We start from the raw sequence: 19,975 nt of genomic DNA, 5'->3' as shown, positions 1-19,975 counted from the left end.
TCCCGCCGGGACTCCTGTTTTATATTTTAATCCGACGGCCGTGTATTCTTATTGCGCTTGGCAAAGCCGGCCATCTCATGTTCAATTTCACAACCGGCCCATTCCTGAGGGGCCGTTAAATCAGGAGCCTTTTTCGATTTTATTTCCGGTTGAATTTCCTCTGCGGATTCCTGGTGATACTGGCCGGGATTAAATTTAAAAAAATGCCCCATGGTCACCAACCTTTCTAATACAATTTTGCAAAAATAATTTGTGAGTAGATAGTTCTATTTTGAGCAAAACTAGATGCAATATACTAGGAAAGAATAACAAAGACCAATAACACTTTGTAGATCGGTGTTGACTAATAAATGGCTCTCTGTTATACTAATTCTTGCGTCAGGCCAAACGAATACGGGGGTATAGCTCAATTGGTAGAGTAGCGGTCTCCAAAACCGTTGGTTGAGGGTTCAAGTCCTTCTGCCCCCGCCAAGCTAAAATTAGAGGTTGTGGAATTTTTCCACAGCCTCTAATTTTTTGTGTTTATAGGTCAAGAACATGCTTTAGAAACTATTGAACCACAATACACGTCACATTCCATGAGAACTCAAAATCCTCATAAGAACTAAACATTTGGTTCCAGAATCGGTGATTTGCCAAGGGTCACGGCTTTTAATATGGGGTTTAAAATTATTCCTCCATTCCCAAAGAGTTAGGGCAATCTTGCTTATCTAATATCTTTAGAATGATTTAATATAATCAATATTTATTTGATAATTAACTTTTAAATATAAACTTTAAAGTCATAATGTAATATTTTGTCGATTTATTAAACATAAAATAGATAATACCTATAATTTTGTTTATAAAAAAGCATTGACAATGATAATCATAATCATTATCATTAGTTTATGACGAAATAGGGAAAAAATGCTAAAAAATTAGAGGATATTATCTGGTTGGGGGATGAAAAATCGATGTGGGAATGGCTATCAAAAAACACACCAAAGGGTAAAAGAATGGGATTCTTTTTCTCTTTGGTTTTGCTTTTGTTGGGGACCGTTGGCTGTGGAAATACTTTAACTCTTACGGGCACGGTGGAATCCACACAAATTGATGTCAATGCGGAAGTACCCGGGAAGATTATTAAGATCCTCAAGGAAGAAGGCGATTTGCTCAAGGAAGGGGATGTGCTGGCGGAGGTGGATGCCTCCAACCAGGAACTGGTGATGGAGCAATACCAGGCCATGACGGAAATAAAAGAGGCAGCCTTTGCTGAGTTAAAAAAGGGAAATCGGGCTGAACAAATTAAGCAAGCCGAGGCACTGACGAAAGAAGCCAAGGCCCAGTTGGACAAACAAAAAGCCGCCAGTAACATTGAGGAAAAAAAGGTGGACGATGCCGAACAGACAGCCCGGGCAGCCATGGAAATCGCTAAGGCGGATTATGAATATCTGCTGGATAAATATACAAAGCTGGAAAAACTAAAAGAGGCGCAGGCGATTTCCGAGGATGAATTCCTGGCAGCCAAGCGTCAACTGGATACGGCAGAATATCAACTGACGATCAAGAAAGAAAACTTGGAATTTGCCCAGCGACAAGCGGTTTTAACCAAAAACGGGCTGAGCAGGCAATCCGTTGAAGCTGCGCAGGCTAATTATGAACAAGCCTTGGCTCAATTGGAGCTACTGAAAAATGGAGCCACCGAAGAGGCCGTTAAAGCGGCGGAAGCGGATCTCAAACAGGCTCAGGCAATGGCAGAGCAGGCCCGGCTCACCTTCTCTAAGTATCAAATAAAGGCTCCCGCAGAGGGCGTTTATATAGCCAAGCGCATTGCTCTGGGGGATATGGTTGGCGCCGGCGGCAATATTGGAACCATCTCCGACCTGAAGGATCTGTGGGCCAATGTATATGTACCTCAAAAATATTTAGGCAGTGTGAAGCTAAATCAAGAAATTAGGATGGAAGTAAAATCCATAAAAAGCAAAATGATAAAGGGGAAAATTATATTCATTGCTTCCCAGGCGGAATATACTCCCAAGAATCTGCAGACAGATAAAGCCAAAGAAAATACGGTCTTCCGGGTAAAGGTTAAAGTAACGGACGGCAATATTAGTACATTGAAACCGGGAATGATTGTCAATGTGCACATTCCGATCAAGGAGTAAGGACATGCAATATGCCATTGAAGTGGAACAATTGACTAAAAAGTTTGGTGAATTCGTAGCGGTGGACAATATCAGCTTTAAAATTCCCAGGGGCAGCGTTTTTGGATTTTTGGGACCCAATGGATCAGGCAAATCAACAACCATCCGGATGCTTTGCGGTGTACTGACGCCAACCTCCGGAAAGGGTTTAATCCTGGGAAAAGATATCGTCGCCGAAACCGAAGAGGTTCGACAAAATCTAGGCTACATGTCGCAAAGATTCAGCCTTTACGAAGAGTTAACGGTAAATGAAAATCTAGACTTTTATGCAGGCGTTTATGGCTTGGATGCCCAGGAAAGAAGCGCAAGAAAAGAGGAACTTATCCATATGGCCAATTTAAAGGGCAAAGAAAAAAGCCTGGCCCGCAATCTTTCCGGCGGTTGGAAACAACGCCTGGCCTTGGGATGCGCCTTGATTCACAAACCCCGGCTGTTAATATTGGATGAACCTACCGCGGGGGTTGATCCGGTAGCCAGGAGAGTGTTTTGGGAGATCATCCATGGACTGGCCAAGCAGGGGATTACCGTATTGGTGACCACCCATTATATGGATGAAGCGGCAAGCTGTGATATTGTGGGCTTTATCTTTGATGGCAAAATGATTAACATTGCTTCTCCAAAGGAACTCATACAGCAAGAAAAGGTGGATAATCTTGAAGACATTTTTATTACTTACGTGGAGACATTATCCGGTATCAATGTACATCCTGATTTTACAGCCATAAAATTCTTGTCCAAGGCAGATGAAAGAGCAGATAAAAAGGTAGATTAATTGATGAAAAAATGGGTAGAAAAGTTGCTAAAAAAGGATCAATTCAGTTTTAAACGCTTTTTGGCCATTGCCAAAAAGGAGTTTATTCAAATTATTAGGGACCCCTTTAGTCTTAGAATCCCCATTAGTATGCCTATCTTGTGGATGCTTCTGTTCAGCTATGCCACTACAACGGATGTGGAGCAATTATCCACTGTGGTATTTGATCAAAGCAGGACTCAGGAGAGTCGTCAATATATCGAGAGGTTCACGGCTTCCAATTATTTTCTAGTCAATTACTATGTGGCCAGTGAGCAAGAACTCATTGACTTGATTGATGATGGCAAAGCAAAGGCGGGATTAATTATTCCCCCAACCTATACGGATAATATCAAAAGAAATAGACCTGTCCAAACCCAGTTAATCATTGACGGCACTGAGCCTACCACGGCGAGAACCGCTTTAAGCAGCGGAGCTTCGGTCTCTGAGGTTTATGCCAAGGAGAAAAAAGAAGCAAGCTTAAAACGCCTGGGCGTGTCTACCTCGGGAGGGATGCCGGACATACAAATGAATACCAAGATTTGGTATAACCCGGGTATGGAAAGTAGAGTTTTTATTATACCCGGTCTCATCGGCCTTATATTGCAAAACATCACTACCTTGTTGACCGCCTTTGCCTTGGTCCGGGAAAGAGAGCGGGGAACCATAGAGCAGTTAATCGTGACCCCGATAAAATCCGCCGAGCTAATTTTGGGAAAACTTCTTCCTTATGTGGCGGTTGGGTGTATCGACTTATGCTTTACGATTATCCTCGCAGTGTTTTGGTTCCACGTCACCATTGCCGGCAGTTTAACTTTGTTTTTAGTCATTGGGCTGCTGTTCATCGTATGTTCTCTTGCTTTAGGAATCCTCTTGTCCACGGTGGCTTCCAATCAGATGCAGGCATTGTTTTTAACGCTGATCGTATTGCTGCCCAGTATACTGCTATCGGGCTTTATATTTCCCAGGGAAGCCATGCCTTTACCGATTTATGCCATAACGAATTTTATCCCCCTGACCTATTTTATTAATATAACCAGGGGCATTTTCTTAAAAGGGGTTGGTTTAGAGCATCTATGGAGTGATGTATTGTTGTTGGGAATGTTCACCATGGTTTTATTAACCATCGCCATTCGTAAATTCAAAAAAAGTTTAGATTAAGGGGTGAATTGATTGGAATTAAAAGCCAATGCTCTGGTGGTCCGGCTTATGGTCATTGCTTTCTTCCTTTCCTGGCTGGAACACATCATTGAACGGACCATGTCTTTTATGGGGCTTCCTACGCCAACTAGCCTGGTAATCTATGTTTCGGTGCTGATGATCTTTTATAGTTTAACCCATAGCGGATTAACCTTGGGTAAAAAAAATTTATTGGTATTCCTAGGCATAACTTTTGTTGGAGCCTTTGCCGTTGAACTCATCAAAGTGAACACTGGATTTTTAATTTATACTACGGGGATGGGCGGCAAAATAGGGGGGGTTCCCTTTACTTTACCTTTGTGGTTTTTTATCTTGGCTTACGCCGCTTACTTTACCACAAACCTGATCTTTCCCCAGGACGGGGTCAGCCCTTCCCTGGGCAGAATTGCTTTTTTAAGCTTAGTGGACGGAATTGTCTGCAGCTCTTGGTTTACCATGGAGGATCCCATTAATGTTGCCCTGGGCAATTGGTCTTGGGGCATCCCGGGAGATTATTTTGGCTCACCCATTTCTATTTTCTTAATCTGGATCGCCACCTGCTCCTGCGTTACCTTTCTTTATCGGATTTATGAACGAAAACAGCAGCCGGTTTCCCGCCTTAAGGACACGCCGGTCATTGCTAAATATTTGCCTTTCTTTTCCTACACTTGGTTGGCCTTTAGCGCCTCGGTGGGTTCGGTTTCTTTGCAGGTGCCCAGTGCGGCGGTGGTCGGTTTCTTTGCCTCGGCCCCCTTTGTTGCCATGGGATTCTACCAGATTTATGAGCAAGAAAAACCAGCTTTTAAAGCAAGGCGAAGTATAAACCTGATGCATAGGGAGTTTTAAGATGAAGCAAAGAAAAGTGGTGGTTACGGGGATTGGCGTCGTCTCGCCCTTAGGAACGACTGTGCCGGAGTTCTGGGGAAATTTAACCAAGGGTGTTTCCGCAATCGAAAGAATATCAAGATTTGATCCAGATTGCTTCCGGTGTCAGGTGGCGGGCCAAATTCGGGATTTTCAAATTGAACGGTATTTTAAACGGAGAGACGTGCAAAACATTGATCTAGCCATTCAATATGCTTTGGCTGCTGCCAAAATGGCTTTAGCGGACGCAGAAATCCGAGAGGAACAGATTGTCCGTGAAGAATGGGGCGTTATTCTGGGCCAAACCGTGGGGGGTGCCTTAACCGGAGAAAAGGTGTTAAATGAGCAACAGCTCTTTCAGAATCACAACTTATATTTAAATTGCGTCATGGAGTCTAATTTGTACTGGTTTGCCAATGTGTTCGGGTTTTCCGGCTATGCCAGCATGATATCCACCGGATGTGCGGCAGGTACCGACGCCATCGGCTGCGGCTTCCATAAAATAAGAGAAGGGTTTATGGACATTGCAGTTGTGGGCGGTATGGAAGCGCCCATTGCTCCGTTAACATTGGCTTCCTTTGATGTGATTGGCGGCTTGGCCAAGAACAATCAATACCCGCAAAGGGCTTCTTGCCCCTTTAGCGTGGAAAGGGACGGCTTTGTTCCTGCGGAGGGAGCCGGCATATTGATCCTGGAAGAGTTGGAGCATGCCAGGCAGAGAGGGGCCAAAATTTATGGAGAAATCAAGGGATATGGCAACAATTCAAATGCTTACCATATGACAGCTCCTTTGCCTGAAGGAGAAAGGCTGGGAGAAGTCATACAGGAAGCCATTATGGATGCGGGCATTGAAAAGGAGGAAATCGGATATATCAATGCCCACGGCAGCTCTACGCCTTTGAATGATATAGCCGAAACCAAGGCCATTAAATACGCCCTATCAGAACACGCCTATCAGGTTTCCATCAGTTCAAACAAATCCATCATGGGACATCCCTTAGGAGCGGCGGGAGCCTTAGAGTTTATTACAGTGATTTTATCGGTGAATAGTGGCATGATTCCCCCCACAATCAATCTGGATCATCCCGATCCGGAATGTGATTTAGACTATACGCCGAACCAATGTAAATGCCGGAAGATAAAGCATGCCATGTCCATATCCTCTGGATTCGGGGGAGTCAATTGTTCGTTAGTTTTTTCAAAATATGCCTAGGATAGTTGGGGAATGGAGAATGGTATGATGAAAAACAGAGCAGTGCTGACAGGGATGGGAATGGTATCCCCCATGGGCTTTGGGGTAGAGGAAAATTGGTGCAAAATAAACCGTCCGGATGGCAAGTTATGTGAGGTGAATTTTTCCACTTATCACCTGGAGGATCCGCCGGATATCCAATATTATGAAGTAGACAAAAACAGAGTTAAAGAGTATTTTCCCAGTCAGTTGATGAAAAGAATGGATTATTTTATCGCCTATGCGTTAATTGCCTCAAAAGAAGCCATTCAAAAGGCTCAATTAGATCAAGAGATCAAAGAAAATGCGCAAAGAATCGGTGTTTCCATCGGTTCTACCTTTGGCGGCATGGGTTTTGCGGAAAGAGAGTCTTTGCGATTTAAACAATATGTTCAGAAGCATTGTTATCCTAAAATCAGTCCCTATCTGTCCATTGCCATGTTTCAGTGCGCTGCTTCGGGACAAGTCTCTATTTTAAACGGTTTGCAAGGGAAAATATATTCCATTCCCAATGGCAATACTTCCGGCATTGACACCATTATTAATGCCGTCCAATGTATTAACACAAACAATGTGGATGTGATGCTGGTGGGTAGTTCCGAAGCGCCCATTACCCCTTTTTGCCTTTCTTCTTTGTTTGAACTGGGCAAGCTGAGCCAAGAGGGGCCGGATCATCACCCTTACATTTTTTCAGAGCAAAACAAAGGATTCTTTTTAGGAGAGGGCTCCGGCATGCTGGTGATTGAAAATTATGCCTATGCCCAAAAAAGAAAGGCTAAGATTTATGCGGAAATCCTGGGTTGTTATTCTACCATGGACAAGGACGTAACTATTGCCGGCAAAAGATGCCTGGAAAAGATATTTAAACGATACGACATTCAAAAGAAAGACATTGATTTGATTATGGCGTATGGGGAAGGCACATCCAATGATAAAAAGGAAATCGAAATATTGGCGTCGGTGTTTGGAGAGGAATTGTTAAGCAATATCCCCATAACCGCCAATAAGTGCATCATGGGCCACGCTTTGGCCGCTTCCAGTGCCTTTGATATGATATTGGGGAATTTATGCATGCAATATAATCACATTTTCCACATGAATCAGGGCGATGACAGGCAATTAATTAATGAAAATCAATGGAACTATGTTAAAAATAAAAAGTTACAAAAGGATATCCGTTGCGTGCTGTGCTATGCGATTAGTTTTGGCGGTAATTTTTCCGCAGTAATCTTTAGAAAAATGGATTAACGGGGGGGATATGATGGATTTTCGCAAGCAGCAACAACTTAATAAAGCGGAAGAGCAGATTATTGCCGGCTTTAAAGGGTACAAAATCGATGAGGAATATACGGTTAATATTTATGATCGGGGCCAAGGGGAAGCCATTTTATTTACACCGGTGTTTGAAAATACCAACTTTATTTACGCCAATCAAATTAAATATTTTGAAAAGAAATATCGTGTGATCACCTATAGTGCCAGGGAATACAAAAGCAAAGAAATTAATGTGGATTTACTATCAAACGATATTTTGTCCATACTGGATATTTTACAACTGAAAAAAGTAAATGTGGTAACCATGTGCATTACCACCGGCAACGCCTTGCTTGCCTGCCTAAAGAGACCGGAGCTGTTTCAATCTTTTTTTATCACCAATGCCTTTGTACATATGCCTATTCCCGAATGGGAAAAGGTTTTGGCCAAGTTTTTAATTAGTATACTGCCGGATGCCATGGTAAAAAAGGTGCTGGTTAAAAAAATAGCGATCCCAGAAGAAAGGGTTTTTTTCCTCCCCAGGTTTCTGCCGGTAAAAAACTTTAAAGAAAAATTCAATCACAATGTCTTACCCATGCTGAATGCTGATCTAAGAAATCAGATTTACCAAATTGATGTCCCCGCCAGAGTGATTACCACAGAATATGATCCTTTTATCCCCATTAAATATACCAAGTTCATCCATGATCAGATGAAAAACTCAACTTTTACAGTATTGAGCGGACGCAAAGGACATTTTCTTTCTTTGCTTGACCCTGATTACTTTAACCAAGAGTTAGAGCTGTTTTTAACAGAAGTATTAGCAAGAAAGGTAAGTTAAGACCATGAGGCTGCATATAAGAGAATTTAAAATGATGAATACCTGGCCCAGAAGGTTTGTGCAGAAGCACTTGGAATGGAGAACTTTTCAACGTTTTGGATTGAATCCCTGGCAGAAAGAAGTGTTGGAAATTGGCTGTGGATCCGGTTACGGGGCTTGCCTGCTGCTCAATTCCTCACCAAAAGATTATGTGGGGATTGATTTAATGCCGGAACAAATTGCTTTGGCCCGGCAAAGGGGCTTGAAGAACGCCTCCTTTTTAAAAATGGACGCCGCAGATTTAAACCACTTTGCAGATGAAAGTAAGGATTTGATCGTCATCTTTGGCATTTTGCATCATGTACCGGAGTGGAAAAAGGTTATTAAAGAATGCTACCGGGTTTTGCGCAGGGATGGAGATTTTTACGTGCAAGAACCCTGCAAAAGGTTTTTGCAAATTTGGGATTTTTTCCTGCGCTGGCATCATCCCCTGGATAGTTGCTTTAGCTTAAAGGAGTTTGAAAATCAACTGGTTGCAGAAAAGTTTACTATATTACACCGAAGAAATTTTGCTGGCATGGGGCTGTACCGAGCCCATAAAAAGTGTAAATAAAAACATGCTGAACAGGGAGGTCCGGGCTTGCCTTATGGTATCGTAATACCCCTTTTAGTGGGGATAGCCGGTCATTTACTGGTGAAGATTTACAATGTGCAAGGGGGGGAGGCCCCGGGGATTGTTCATCTTCTTTCTGCGGTTAGCTTTATTGCATATTCCTTTTTACATGGAATCCGCTACCAGGGGTATAAACAAACAATCTGGTTATTCCTGGTCTCATTTTTGGTATCGGCTGTGTTCTTGGGGGGACTGCACCGACAAGGATATATGTTTTTTTCCAGTCATATGCTCTTGTTTGGGTTTCCCCTGCCGGTTATTTTCTGGTTCTTTGCCCTGATATATAACAGTATTATGCTGGCGGAATGGATTGTAGGCGAGGTAAACAGAATCATAGACAGGACCGTGCAAGCCTTATTGGCCTCCTTTATCAGCAGCGCTTATTTGCTGGTTGCTTGCCCCTTGATGTGGTTGCGTAAAGACTGGGGTTTCACAGTGGAAGGCAGCTTTTATCATACCCCCATTGACCAGTACTTCCTTTGGTTAGGTATGACTTTTGCTATCGCCCTTTTATATGAGCGGGTTGGCGTAAAAATGGAGAAGAGAGAGCATGGTTTAGGAAAAAATGGTTATGGTTATGTGCTGATATTCTATGCCTGGTTAATGTTTTCAGCCATGCTCACGGCTTTTATCTATGAACTGGAGGGGTTGTTTCTTATCTCCTTATTCGGCATGGGCCCGTATATCTTGCTTTATTACAGAAGAAGGGCATGCTCAAGACGGGGATAGGAAAAATGGGTTCACTCAGTAACTTGAAATAGGTGATGGAATGCAGCGGGTGTTTGTAACGGGGGGTACCGGATTTATAGGATATCATATTGCAAAACGATTGTTGCAGAACGGATATAATGTACGCCTATTGGTGCATAGCTCCCGTAGAAAGCTGGATATTCTTTTCCATCCAAAGGTTGAAGTGGTAACCGGTGATATTTTGGATGTGGATGGGTTAAGACAGGCCATGAGGGGATGCGGCATCGTTTATCACGCTGCGGGAATTGTAACCTTTAATCCTAGTCTGGCCGTTAGAAATTATGCTGTAAATGTGCAGGGAACAGAAAATATTTGCCGGTTAGTCTTAGAGTTAGGTATAGAAAAATTGATTTACACCAGTTCAGCCGCAACCATCGGCAAGAATCCCTCGGGTTTATCCGATGAAACAACAGCTTTTAATTTATGGGATATTAGCAGTCATTACAAAAAATCCAAGGTATTGGCTGAAAACAAAGTAATGGAGTTTTATAAAAATTTTGCTTTGCCGGTGGTCATTGTAAACCCTTCCGTTCCCATTGGCACCCATGACTTTAGACCGTCTCCCTCCGGAAGCCTGGTGATCAACCATTTGAAGAGCAAAAAGCCGTTGATTTATGCCGAGGGCGGTATGAACTTTGTCGATGTGGAAGATGTGGCCCTGGGGCACCTTATGGCGGAGAAAAAGGGGAAAGTGGGAGAACGGTATATTTTAGGCAATCAAAACCTAAGCATATACCAATTTTATAATTTACTGGACACCGTCAGTGATAAAAAAACCATTAAGGTGAAATGTCCTTACTGGGCAGCCTTGCTGGTGGGAAAGTTATCCCAGCAAAGAGTTAGACACAGCACCCGCGAGCCGAAATACGCCAGCGAGGGCGTTAAGCTTATGAGGAAGAAAATGTTTTATGATGTGAGCAAGGCAAGGAAGGAGTTGGGTATTTCCTTTACTCCCCTGGAAAATGCCTGCCGCAAGGCCTTGAGGTGGTTTGCCACGGAATATGGCCGCGCAGGTGAGGATAGATAACCATGCGTTATAGAATAAGGATAAATTAAGAAAGAATAGGGTTAACCATGAGAGTGATAGAGGAGATTATCATCCAGGCTTCTTTGGAGGATGTGTTTCAGGTGGTTTCCGATTATCAAAGGTGGCCGGAGTTTCTTTCGGTGAATAAAAAAGTAACTCTCTTAAAAAGGGAAGCGGGCCAAGACTTCTATGAGGTGTTTCATCAGAGAAACGGAACACTGGAAAAGTCCATCTGCGTGCGGGAAGAAATCAGCAAGCGGCATATAAGGTTCCAATTAACCAATCCCCATTTTACCTATCTCAAAGGGGAATGGATCCTGGAGCCCTCTGGTACCGGAGTGAAACTGATTAGCGTGCACGACTTTGAACTGAAAGTACCCTTGGCTTTTTCCTTTATCAAGGGTTTACTAGAGCGTTTACTGGTGAAAAGACTTTTTTTTGATAAAACAACCCCCGTCACGCTGCAGGAATTGAAAAAACGCGCTGAGGAAAAAGGAGTGGGCCGCATTGCTGAAAAGTAAACAGATGAGAGGCATACGAAGGGTGCCGGTGACCCTTAGGATTCTAGCGAACAAAGAAATTCGCAGGTTGCCCGTCAAGGTGGTTTTGGGATTAAGTGAACTCTTTAAAAATAGTAAAATAACCAAATTTGCAGGAAAATACTATATGAATTCCTTTACTCCGCCTTATCCTAGCCCGGCCTTTACACAATTCCTGAAGAGCATCCGGTACTTGAGGAGTGGACAAGGGATTCCTGTATATACGGATATTGCTATTACTAAAGTGTGTCCTTATCGCTGCTGGCACTGCAGCTATCAAAAAAGAGAAGTCGGGGAAGATCGCTCTTTGGAACAGCTTAAAAGGCTGATTGGCGATTTGCTGGATATGGGTGGCTGCATCATCGGGATAACCGGAGGAGAGCCACTGACCAGAAGGGATTTACCGGAACTGATCGCTTCCATTGATGAACGGGCAGCCTCCCTTTTGTTTACCACCGGATTTCTTTTAACCACTCAATTGGCAGGGCAATTGAAGGAAGCGGGTCTTACCATGCCCATTATCAGCCTGGACCATTATAAAAAAGAGGTGCATGATGAACTGCGGGGCTATAAAGGAGCCTTTGAACTGGCCATTGACGCCATCAAAATATTTAAGGAAAAGGGTTTTTACGTATGTTTGACCATGGCGCCAACGAAAGATGTGGTCAATGTAAAAAATGAAATCCACAAATATTTAACCTTTGTACAAGAGCTGGGTGTTCACGAAGTGAGGATCGCTGTTCCCTCATTGAGCGGCAATTTGCTGGGAAAGTCGGAACTGGAATTTGGGTATAACGAACGGCAGTTATTAAACGAATTGAACCTTTACTACAATACCAAAACCAACTACCCCAGCGTTTCTTCCTTTTCTTTAATTGAAGGAAAGGAACAATTTGGTTGCGGGGCGGGATATCATTTTTGTTTTATTGATCATTTAGGCAATGTATGCCCTTGCGATGTTTCACCCTTACGGTTTGGCAATATAAATGACAGTGCCTTCCGGGATATTTGGCGTAAAATGACAGGCTATTTTCATAGCCCCCGCAGCAGTTGCTATTCCAATGTGGTAAGCAAATCGGTGCAAGAATTGTTTGAGGGTTATTTACCCCTGAGCCAACAATCATCGGAAGAAATCGTGAAAAAAATGCCGCCTACTGTTGTGGAGTATGAATTGCCTGATTTTTATAGAAAAATTGGCTTTAAAAAAAGGCGGATTGATGGAGTAGAAACCTATGAGAATAGTCGATTTAACCAGCCCTTTACACACCCAAAGCGTTGCTCCCACGAAGGTAAGGATTAAACGGGTAAACCATATCAAAGGAGCTAAGTTGCTTGCTCTGGAAGCCCTGGTTGCTGAAAAGAGTATTGTTAAAAAACTACGAAACATTTTCTTGTTTTTGCTGGGATATAAAAAAATGGGCCCCAAAGACTTTCCCCATCAAGAAGGGCTTGCCTGGGAAACCATCCATACCATGACCCACAGGGGCACACACATGGATGCTCCCTATCATTTTGGTTCCATGTGCGGCCAGGAAAAGGCAAAAACCATTGAAGAAGTTCCTTTAGAATGGTGCTTTAGGAACGGGTTGCTATTGGATTTTACCCATAAAAAAGCGGGAGAATGGATCCTCAGGCAAGAGATTATTGAACAATTACAAAAAATCCGTTATGAAATAAAACCCTTGGATATTGTACTGATCAAAACCGGTTGCGATCAATATTGGAATAAGCCTGCCTATTTGACGGCATATCCCGGCTTGTCTAAGGATGCTTTATATTATTTGTTGGACAAGGGAGTAAAAATCATTGGCATCGACAGTTATAGTTTAGATCGACCTTCCTTTATAATGATGGAAGAATATAAAGAGAAAGGTAGGAACCATGATGCCTTGTGGCCATGCCATTTTGCAGGCCGGGATAGGGAGTATTGTCATATCGAGCAATTGGCCCACTTAGATAAAATCAATATGCCCACTGGTTTTAAAATTTGTTGTTTCCCCATGTTGATTGAAAAGGGAAGTGCCGGATGGTGCCGGGTGGTGGCCATCATTGAATAAATTTATGAGGAGTCCTGGCGGGAAGCCCTGGGTGGACGGTGGAGTGGGACAGATATTGCTACATAACGGCCGAAAACCCCCTCAACGAGTATCTTCGGTGTGAGGGGGGGTTGAAACTTGGAGCGAAATGGATACTTCACTGTTTAAAGTATCGGGTTGTTTATGCTTATCTAATTTAAGCAGCAACACTCCAAAGATAATAAGAAATGCACCGGATAGTTGTATGGTTGATAGTCGTTCACCTAAAATTAAAAAAGCCAATACTGTTGCTATTACAGGTTCTATGGTACTTAAAATAGAAGTTTTGCTGGCCCCTAAAAGGGCTATCCCTTTTTGATAACAACAAAGAGGCATAATTGTAGATAGTATGGCTGTTCCAAGGCCTACGATCCACATGGGCAACTGGGAATGTCCCGAGGGAAAATTTATTGAGGGATAAACGGCAATAGTAACCAATAAACAAACAATTGTTGTATAAGCTGAAATAGTAAAAGGATCCGACTTGTCGGAAAGATACTGTCCATTAATATTATAGATGGCATAAAATATGGCTGACAATATACCATAAAAAATACCTATCATGCTGATTTTCTGTCCAGATAGGTTCACAATATTGGCGACAAGCAGGCAACCGAAAAAGGCAATAAGTATCGTTGCTCCTTTAACTAAAGATATTTTCTCTTTAAAAATCAATGCCGACATAAGTACAACCATTAATGGATACGTATAAAGCAGTATATTTGTAATTGTGGCGGACGTATACTTAATTGATAGAAAATAGGCATACGTACATCCAAAGAACACGAAGCCTTGGATGACTAATTGAATAAAATTTAATTTAGATATATTGAATTGACTTTTTTTTCTGACCAGCATTATAAGAATCATTAAGACACTGGCGATAAAAAAACGCGAAAATAACATCACGTCTTTGGTTAAACCAAGGTTATACCCCCATTTTATGAATATGGGCAAGGCCGCAAAACCTATAGCCGCTAAGATAATTAAGACATAGCCATTTAGCATTATTTCATTTCTCCCAACTAATTTGGAACAGGCTATCAATATGATAAAGCACTGTCAAATGATCCTTAATTCACAAGATCTAAATTAATTGTAAAAGCAAATTCCATTACTGTATAATACCTATCGCTTATACCGGTATAAGCAACAGGCGGGCCCTACGGTATTTGCGGCCCCATTGTACCCGATATACATATCGGCATTCTTCGCAGTCCATGAGATCACCCAAGGGGTAATATGCCAGGGAAGAGAAGAACCGTCCTGTTTGGACGGTTACAGACTGTCAAGTCTTAGGACTTGGCTTTTTTTGTTTTTAATCAGACATGAGTTGATGTGGGACCCTAAACTCCTGCAATCACTGCAAGTATTAGACTTCTGGAATCAAATCCCTGTAATATTTGTCCAGGAACGACACGGCCATACCGTGTCAAAACTGTAAATCCACGCTAAAATAAATGGTCTTTTCAATTCATATTTTTGGGAAGGATAATATAACAAAAAGGAAGGGCTTTCTGCCCTCCCTTATATTGTTTGAACTATTTCAGCTTGCTAAATATTTGTATTCATTTACTTATATTACCTTGGCATCGAAAAGTGTCTTAAGGTTTACTTCTTTGAAGATTAGTCCTTTCCACCTTAATTATAACATATAAAAAATTCTAAATGCAGACTATTTGTTCCCATTTGCTGCTGCTATAATGCAATAGTGCGTTAATGCGATTTGTTGGAAGGTATTATGGAAGAAGGAATGGCCAAAGGAGGGAAACGTATGAGTTCACTTGTTCTTGGTTTTCAGGATATTGACAAAACAAAAATCATGGTTGTTGGGGGTAAAGGCGCGAACCTGGGGGAACTTGCCAAGATTGAAGGAATACGCGTACCGGATGGCTTTTGTATTTCCACTGAAGCCTTTAAAAGAATCATTGGGGAAACGCCCGAGATTAACGAATTACTGGATCAGTTATCTCTTCTCAAGGTAGAAGACCGGGATAAAATCGGTGAACTTAGCGCTGAGATTCGCAGAATCATCGAAGGCATAGCCATTCCTCAAGACATTAATGAAGAAATCACCCGCCTTCTCTCCAGGCTTGGAGAGAAAAATGCCTATGCCGTACGATCCAGCGCAACCGCAGAGGATTTACCGACGGCCTCCTTTGCAGGCCAGCAGGATACGTATTTGAACATTATTGGAAAGAAGTCAATCCTAAAGCACATCGGCAAGTGCTGGGCGTCGCTGTTTACCGAGAGGGCGGTAACCTACCGCCTTCAAAACGGCTTCGACCACCGTAAAGTCCATCTGTCTGTAGTTATTCAAAAGATGATTTTTCCCCAGACGGCAGGAATTTTGTTTACTGCTGATCCCGTTACTTCCAGTAGGAAAGTGTTATCTATTGATGCCAGCTTCGGACTTGGTGAGGCCTTGGTTTCCGGCCTGGTGAATGCTGATAGCTATAAAGTGCGTAACGGCAAGGTGATCGATAAGAAGATATCCGCCAAAAAGCTGGCTATTTATGCTTTAAAAGATGGTGGTACGAAAGAACAAAAAATTGAACCTGAGCAGCAGAATAGGCAAGCGCTGACGGATGAACAGATTTTGCAGCTTGAGCGCATGGGCAGAAAGATCGAAGAACATTTCGGTTGCCCCCAGGACATTGAATGGTGTTTGGTTAATGATACATTTTATATTGTCCAGAGCCGGCCCATCACAACTTTATACCCCATCCCTGAAGCAAATGATCAAGAAAATCACGTCTATGTATCTGTCGGTCATCAGCAAATGATGACCAACCCCATGAAACCATTGGGGATGTCGATATTTCAGTTAACATCTTTTGGCCCCCGGTTTAAAGCTGGTGGAAGGTTGTTTGTGGATGTTACCCATATGCTGGCTTCACCCGATAGCAGAGAAATTTTATTAGATACCATGGGACAACACGATCCGCTCATGAAAGACGCACTCATGACCATCATAGAGCGAGGAGATTTTATAAAATCGCTGTCAAATGATAAAAAAGTACCGAGTGCCGGTAAAAGCAATAATGGTAAGCCTGGGGATTTTCTAACACAAATGGAAAACGATCCGGCAATCGTTTCTGATTTGATTAAGCGTACTCAAACATCCATAGAAGAGTTAAAACAGAACATCCAAACGAAATCAGGATCGGATTTATTTGATTTTATCCTGGAAGATATCCAGGAGTTAAAAAAGATTTTATTTGACCCTCAAAGTTCGGCTGTATTTATGGCTGCTATGGATGCTTCATCATGGATTAATGAAAAAATGAACCAGTGGTTAGGTGAAAAAAACGTAGCAGGCACCCTTTCTCAATCTGTACCCAACAATATTACTTCGGAAATGGGTCTGGCGTTATTGGATGTGGCAGATGTGATTCGTCCTTATCCGGAAGTCATTGATTATTTACAACAGGTAAAAGATGATAGCTTTTTGGAGGAACTGGTTAAGTTTGAGGGTGGACAGGAAATTCAAGACGCTATCTATGCTTATCTTAACAAATACGGAATGCGATGTGCCGGGGAAATCGATATTACTAAACCTCGTTGGAGCGAAAAACCAACTACACTTGTCCCCATGATTCTCAGTAACATTAAAAGCTTTGAGCCTAATGCCAGCCATCGGAAGTTTGAGCAAGGGCGACGGGAAGCTCTGAAAAAAGAGCAAGAGTTATTAGATCGATTGAAGCAATTACCGGATGGTGAACAAAAAGCCCAAGAAACAAAAAGAATGATCGACCTAATCCGGAATTTCATCGGTTATCGTGAATATCCAAAATACGGCATGATTAATCGCTACTTCGTTTATAAACAGGCTTTACTGAAAGAAGCCGAACAACTGGTACAAGCCAACGTTATTCATGAAAAAGAAGATATTTATTACCTCACTTTTGAAGAACTTCGCGAAGTCGTACGCACAAATAAACTGGATTACCCGTTCATCAACAAACGAAAAGACGAGTACAAATTATACGAAAAACTAACTCCCCCACGTGTTATCAGGTCTGATGGCGAAATTGTTACAGGTGAGTACAAACGAGAAAATCTCCCAGCCGAAGCGATTGTAGGTCTGCCTGTTTCTTCCGGAGTGATAGAGGGACGAGCACATGTCATCTTAAACATGGAAGATGCTGATCTGGAAGATGGAGATATATTAGTCACCTCCTTTACTGACCCTAGCTGGACACCATTGTTTGTATCCATAAAAGGCCTAGTCACCGAAGTTGGCGGACGGATGACCCATGGAGCAGTTATCGCACGTGAATATGGCTTACCGGCAGTTGTCGGAGTAGAAAATGCTACAAAACTGATAAAAGATGGACAGAGAATCCGGGTAAATGGAACTGAAGGCTATGTAGAAATTATATAATAATACAGGGGGACGGTTCTGTTGTGTCATTTAGAAAAATAAAATATAATTCTCCTGAGATGATAAAATGCCAACACAGGCACACCCAAAGAGCGAATATACCATGTCATCTAGAGAGGAATTAATATAGTATTACATGGGTTGTGCAGGTAATCTGATGCAGGGTTCGTTCTTGTGGAAATAGAATAAGCGGTGCTCTGAACAAAGGTGTGCTTGACCAACCAGTAAAGATGCAGGATAAAGGCCTGCGGTGGAGGTGCTCGAGTGGGAAGGAAAACGAATCATGAAGCCCAGCAGCCGGCCAAGGAAGTGGCAGCCCTAACTTTATCCGAGTTCGAATCCCAGGCCACGGCTTTGATTGACGAGATCCCCGAAAAATTTTGCAGCCAACTCAATGGAGGTTTTCTGCTGCTGCCCGAGGTAAAAAAAGACGGGGATTTTTATGTTATGGGTGAGTACGTGGAAGACGGTGTTATGGGATGCTCCATCATCCTCTATTACGGCTCCTTTGCCAAGCTGCTCCAGGGGGAAAGCCGCGCCGAATGGCTGAATGAACTGCGGGATACAATCCGGCATGAACTCAGACACCACCTGGAGTCCCTGGCCGGAGTGGAAGATCTTGTTCTGGAGGAGATGGCGGAGCTTGAGGCTTTTATGAAGGAGGACAAATAATAGTCGGTTGCCGGTGTAAAATTAAGAAGGGTTTTCTTTTATACAAATACTATAAAAAATAGGGACGAATACGTAGAGGTTATCCACAAATTTTTAAAGTAATAATTTTAGTTGAGTCAACTTTGTTATACAGACAGTGGGAGTCGTCCTTTGTCTTTGTCTCCCCTCATGTTTTGCTTGGGTCAACTTCATCATAAGAAAGTGTGGTAACTCTGGTTACATTTCCTTTTTGTTTATCTTCCTGACTGGCATCCTGGGACCAGGCTTCATCATTTCCGGGAGCAATAAGAGGCTTATGTTTTTTCATTTCAATCCTCCTCATTTTAGCGAATTTACTTATTATCATGCAGATTCGTGGTTTAAATTATTCTATCTAGTTTAAAGACGGGGGAACGGTTCTTTTGTTTTGCTATACTGCGCCAAGGACAAAAGAACCGTCCTATGTCTTGAACATTTTGGGGATACACAGACATTTTTATTTAGTCGTGCTATAACCGGCTTCCCATAACATGTGCCAAGCTTTTTCAGCCGAGAAGCCTCTGTTTTTCTCGGTTTGAGATTCCGTATCTCTGGGATTGGCCCCGTATTCCGCATAGAGCTGATTAACACCTGCTAACAGGGTCATAGGAGTAACTTCATGGGCATTCATGGCTCTTTGGGGAAGGGTAACAAGTCTGGCTACGGCAGCAATTTTGGTTAACTCGATTGCCGAAATTTGTCCTTTGTCATATAAGGGCGTTCCCTTTACGGGGATCCGTCTCATGACTGCCATAACTTTAACATGATAATCCCTCGCCCTCAGCATTTCCGTTGCTAATTCATCATAGGAATGCTCAGGACCGATTGGCTCCACACAGTAGTATAAATCTAAACCAGCGTCACGAATGGCGTTAAGGGTATTTACCCTAATTTCCGGATTGACGGTGGTATCAATACCCTCCCTCAAACGGTGAATATGGTAAGCTCCTGTAAACCCAACATTCTTAAGCTGCTTGGCGGTTTCTAAATTAAAATCGCCTATATTAGCAACAAATCGAATGGTATCAGGCAGATGCCTGCTTATGATTTTAGAAATTTCCAAAAATTCGCTAACTGGATAGTCGGCGGTGGTCATTAGAAAAAAGTCATTAATACCACTGGAAATCAGCAATTCTAGTTCCGATAAGATTTCGTGGGGTTCTTTTCTCCATGTAACGGGTAAGGCGTAATGGCCTTGTCCCATGGAACAAAATTTACAATTCACAGAACAAGGTTCCGCATTGATGCCTATCTGAGCAAAAACCAAACCTTTATTATGAAATTGAGTACGGGAAAGGTAATTTGCAGTGGATATTAATTCATAAAAGTCCTGACTCCGGCAGTCAATATTTAGTAGGGTCACTGCTTCTTCTTGGTTTAACAATTTCCCTTGTTTTACCGACGATAATAAGTTTGCGGTTAGCATACCATTCCTCCTTAGAAATGCTCTATTATTTTTAGGCACCATTTCACGCTTCCTAATTAGCATAAATCCGTTTACTTATCAAGA

At 42.5% G+C, this 19,975-nt stretch carries 19 protein-coding genes and 1 tRNA gene; 16 read left to right on the top strand and 4 right to left on the bottom strand.

What is annotated here, in order from left to right; genetic code table 11:
* Nucleotides 1-26: 26 nt before the first annotated feature.
* Entirely contained in the window at nucleotides 27-212 is a 186-nt protein-coding gene (locus tag DESRU_RS11185; protein ID WP_013842218.1) for a hypothetical protein, read from the bottom strand.
* A gap of 183 nt (nucleotides 213-395) precedes the next feature.
* Between DESRU_RS11185 and DESRU_RS11180 the strand changes: the two genes are divergently transcribed.
* From DESRU_RS11180 to DESRU_RS11115, 14 genes are all read left to right on the top strand, one after another.
* Nucleotides 396-471: transfer RNA gene (locus DESRU_RS11180), tRNA-Trp, on the top strand.
* 557 nt (nucleotides 472-1,028) lie between these two features.
* On the top strand, nucleotides 1,029-2,147 hold the full coding sequence (locus DESRU_RS11175) for an HlyD family secretion protein (protein ID WP_187290564.1): 1,119 nt from the start codon (nucleotides 1,029-1,031) through the stop codon (nucleotides 2,145-2,147).
* A gap of 4 nt (nucleotides 2,148-2,151) precedes the next feature.
* Complete coding sequence (locus DESRU_RS11170; protein ID WP_013842216.1) at nucleotides 2,152-2,958, top strand: ABC transporter ATP-binding protein; 807 nt, start codon at nucleotides 2,152-2,154, stop codon at nucleotides 2,956-2,958.
* Between the two features lie 3 nt (nucleotides 2,959-2,961).
* The gene (locus DESRU_RS11165) at nucleotides 2,962-4,137 is read left to right on the top strand and encodes an ABC transporter permease (protein WP_013842215.1); all 1,176 of its coding nucleotides are present in this window, start codon (nucleotides 2,962-2,964) and stop codon (nucleotides 4,135-4,137) included.
* A 12-nt stretch (nucleotides 4,138-4,149) separates the two neighbouring features.
* Complete coding sequence (locus tag DESRU_RS11160; RefSeq protein ID WP_013842214.1) at nucleotides 4,150-5,001, top strand: carotenoid biosynthesis protein; 852 nt, start codon at nucleotides 4,150-4,152, stop codon at nucleotides 4,999-5,001.
* Between the two features lies 1 nt (nucleotide 5,002).
* Nucleotides 5,003-6,232 carry a beta-ketoacyl-[acyl-carrier-protein] synthase family protein gene (locus DESRU_RS11155; RefSeq protein ID WP_013842213.1) on the top strand — a complete coding sequence of 410 codons (1,230 nt, stop codon included), beginning with the start codon at nucleotides 5,003-5,005 and terminating at the stop codon, nucleotides 6,230-6,232.
* Nucleotides 6,233-6,256: 24 nt separating this feature from the next.
* Nucleotides 6,257-7,498, top strand: a complete 1,242-nt coding sequence (locus DESRU_RS11150) for a beta-ketoacyl-[acyl-carrier-protein] synthase family protein (protein ID WP_013842212.1) — start codon at nucleotides 6,257-6,259, stop codon at nucleotides 7,496-7,498.
* 10 nt (nucleotides 7,499-7,508) lie between these two features.
* On the top strand, nucleotides 7,509-8,345 hold the full coding sequence (locus tag DESRU_RS11145) for an alpha/beta fold hydrolase (protein ID WP_143758777.1): 837 nt from the start codon (nucleotides 7,509-7,511) through the stop codon (nucleotides 8,343-8,345).
* A 31-nt stretch (nucleotides 8,346-8,376) separates the two neighbouring features.
* On the top strand, nucleotides 8,377-8,937 hold the full coding sequence (locus DESRU_RS19880) for a class I SAM-dependent methyltransferase (protein ID WP_049786750.1): 561 nt from the start codon (nucleotides 8,377-8,379) through the stop codon (nucleotides 8,935-8,937).
* A gap of 27 nt (nucleotides 8,938-8,964) precedes the next feature.
* Entirely contained in the window at nucleotides 8,965-9,726 is a 762-nt protein-coding gene (locus tag DESRU_RS11135; protein WP_013842209.1) for a carotenoid biosynthesis protein, read from the top strand.
* Between the two features lie 40 nt (nucleotides 9,727-9,766).
* Nucleotides 9,767-10,774 carry an NAD-dependent epimerase/dehydratase family protein gene (locus DESRU_RS11130; protein WP_013842208.1) on the top strand — a complete coding sequence of 336 codons (1,008 nt, stop codon included), beginning with the start codon at nucleotides 9,767-9,769 and terminating at the stop codon, nucleotides 10,772-10,774.
* 47 nt (nucleotides 10,775-10,821) lie between these two features.
* Nucleotides 10,822-11,295: a type II toxin-antitoxin system RatA family toxin gene (locus tag DESRU_RS11125; RefSeq protein ID WP_013842207.1), complete on the top strand. Its 474-nt coding sequence runs from the start codon at nucleotides 10,822-10,824 to the stop codon at nucleotides 11,293-11,295.
* Nucleotides 11,282-12,613 (top strand): radical SAM/SPASM domain-containing protein, encoded by a 1,332-nt coding sequence (locus DESRU_RS11120; RefSeq protein WP_013842206.1) that lies wholly within the window; start codon nucleotides 11,282-11,284, stop codon nucleotides 12,611-12,613. The genes DESRU_RS11125 and DESRU_RS11120 overlap by 14 nt, the downstream gene beginning before the upstream one ends.
* The gene (locus DESRU_RS11115; protein WP_143758776.1) at nucleotides 12,546-13,370 is read left to right on the top strand and encodes a cyclase family protein; all 825 of its coding nucleotides are present in this window, start codon (nucleotides 12,546-12,548) and stop codon (nucleotides 13,368-13,370) included. The genes DESRU_RS11120 and DESRU_RS11115 overlap by 68 nt, the downstream gene beginning before the upstream one ends.
* Before the next feature lie 81 nt (nucleotides 13,371-13,451).
* Here the strand turns inward: DESRU_RS11115 and DESRU_RS11110 are convergent, their stop codons facing one another.
* Complete coding sequence (locus DESRU_RS11110) at nucleotides 13,452-14,396, bottom strand: DMT family transporter (protein ID WP_013842204.1); 945 nt, start codon at nucleotides 14,394-14,396, stop codon at nucleotides 13,452-13,454.
* Between the two features lie 766 nt (nucleotides 14,397-15,162).
* Here DESRU_RS11110 and ppsA point away from each other — a divergent pair.
* A complete protein-coding gene (gene ppsA, locus DESRU_RS11105) occupies nucleotides 15,163-17,775 on the top strand; it encodes a phosphoenolpyruvate synthase (RefSeq protein WP_013842203.1) in 2,613 nt (870 codons plus the stop codon).
* Between the two features lie 264 nt (nucleotides 17,776-18,039).
* Nucleotides 18,040-18,447 (top strand): metallopeptidase family protein, encoded by a 408-nt coding sequence (locus tag DESRU_RS11100; protein ID WP_013842202.1) that lies wholly within the window; start codon nucleotides 18,040-18,042, stop codon nucleotides 18,445-18,447.
* A 166-nt stretch (nucleotides 18,448-18,613) separates the two neighbouring features.
* Here the strand turns inward: DESRU_RS11100 and DESRU_RS20875 are convergent, their stop codons facing one another.
* On the bottom strand, nucleotides 18,614-18,754 hold the full coding sequence (locus DESRU_RS20875) for a hypothetical protein (RefSeq protein ID WP_013842201.1): 141 nt from the start codon (nucleotides 18,752-18,754) through the stop codon (nucleotides 18,614-18,616).
* Nucleotides 18,755-18,922: 168 nt separating this feature from the next.
* The gene (locus tag DESRU_RS11095) at nucleotides 18,923-19,933 is read right to left on the bottom strand and encodes a biotin synthase BioB (protein ID WP_238446278.1); all 1,011 of its coding nucleotides are present in this window, start codon (nucleotides 19,931-19,933) and stop codon (nucleotides 18,923-18,925) included.
* Between the last annotated feature and the right edge of the window lie 42 nt (nucleotides 19,934-19,975).

Source organism: Desulforamulus ruminis DSM 2154, assembly GCF_000215085.1.
Taxonomy (GTDB): Bacteria; Bacillota; Desulfotomaculia; order Desulfotomaculales; family Desulfotomaculaceae; genus Desulfotomaculum; species Desulfotomaculum ruminis.
The sequence above is the reverse complement of the archived record's forward strand: the minus strand, read 5'-3'. Positions and strand labels throughout refer to the sequence as shown.

What these genes read in the sequence shown, in the direction of transcription:
- DESRU_RS11170 (WP_013842216.1), top strand. Translation starts at nt 2,152, where the DNA reads ATGCAATATGCCATTGAAGTGGAACAATTGACTAAAAAGTTTGGTGAA.
- DESRU_RS19880 (WP_049786750.1), top strand. Translation starts at nt 8,377, where the DNA reads ATGATGAATACCTGGCCCAGAAGGTTTGTGCAGAAGCACTTGGAATGG.
- DESRU_RS11155 (WP_013842213.1), top strand. Translation starts at nt 5,003, where the DNA reads ATGAAGCAAAGAAAAGTGGTGGTTACGGGGATTGGCGTCGTCTCGCCC.
- DESRU_RS11125 (WP_013842207.1), top strand. Translation starts at nt 10,822, where the DNA reads ATGAGAGTGATAGAGGAGATTATCATCCAGGCTTCTTTGGAGGATGTG.
- ppsA (WP_013842203.1), top strand. Translation starts at nt 15,163, where the DNA reads ATGAGTTCACTTGTTCTTGGTTTTCAGGATATTGACAAAACAAAAATC.
- DESRU_RS11110 (WP_013842204.1), bottom strand. Translation starts at nt 14,396, where the DNA reads ATGCTAAATGGCTATGTCTTAATTATCTTAGCGGCTATAGGTTTTGCG.
- DESRU_RS11150 (WP_013842212.1), top strand. Translation starts at nt 6,257, where the DNA reads ATGATGAAAAACAGAGCAGTGCTGACAGGGATGGGAATGGTATCCCCC.
- DESRU_RS11115 (WP_143758776.1), top strand. Translation starts at nt 12,546, where the DNA reads ATGAGAATAGTCGATTTAACCAGCCCTTTACACACCCAAAGCGTTGCT.
- DESRU_RS11185 (WP_013842218.1), bottom strand. Translation starts at nt 212, where the DNA reads ATGGGGCATTTTTTTAAATTTAATCCCGGCCAGTATCACCAGGAATCC.
- DESRU_RS11165 (WP_013842215.1), top strand. Translation starts at nt 2,962, where the DNA reads ATGAAAAAATGGGTAGAAAAGTTGCTAAAAAAGGATCAATTCAGTTTT.
- DESRU_RS11145 (WP_143758777.1), top strand. Translation starts at nt 7,509, where the DNA reads ATGATGGATTTTCGCAAGCAGCAACAACTTAATAAAGCGGAAGAGCAG.
- DESRU_RS11130 (WP_013842208.1), top strand. Translation starts at nt 9,767, where the DNA reads ATGCAGCGGGTGTTTGTAACGGGGGGTACCGGATTTATAGGATATCAT.
- DESRU_RS20875 (WP_013842201.1), bottom strand. Translation starts at nt 18,754, where the DNA reads ATGAAAAAACATAAGCCTCTTATTGCTCCCGGAAATGATGAAGCCTGG.
- DESRU_RS11095 (WP_238446278.1), bottom strand. Translation starts at nt 19,933, where the DNA reads ATGGTGCCTAAAAATAATAGAGCATTTCTAAGGAGGAATGGTATGCTA.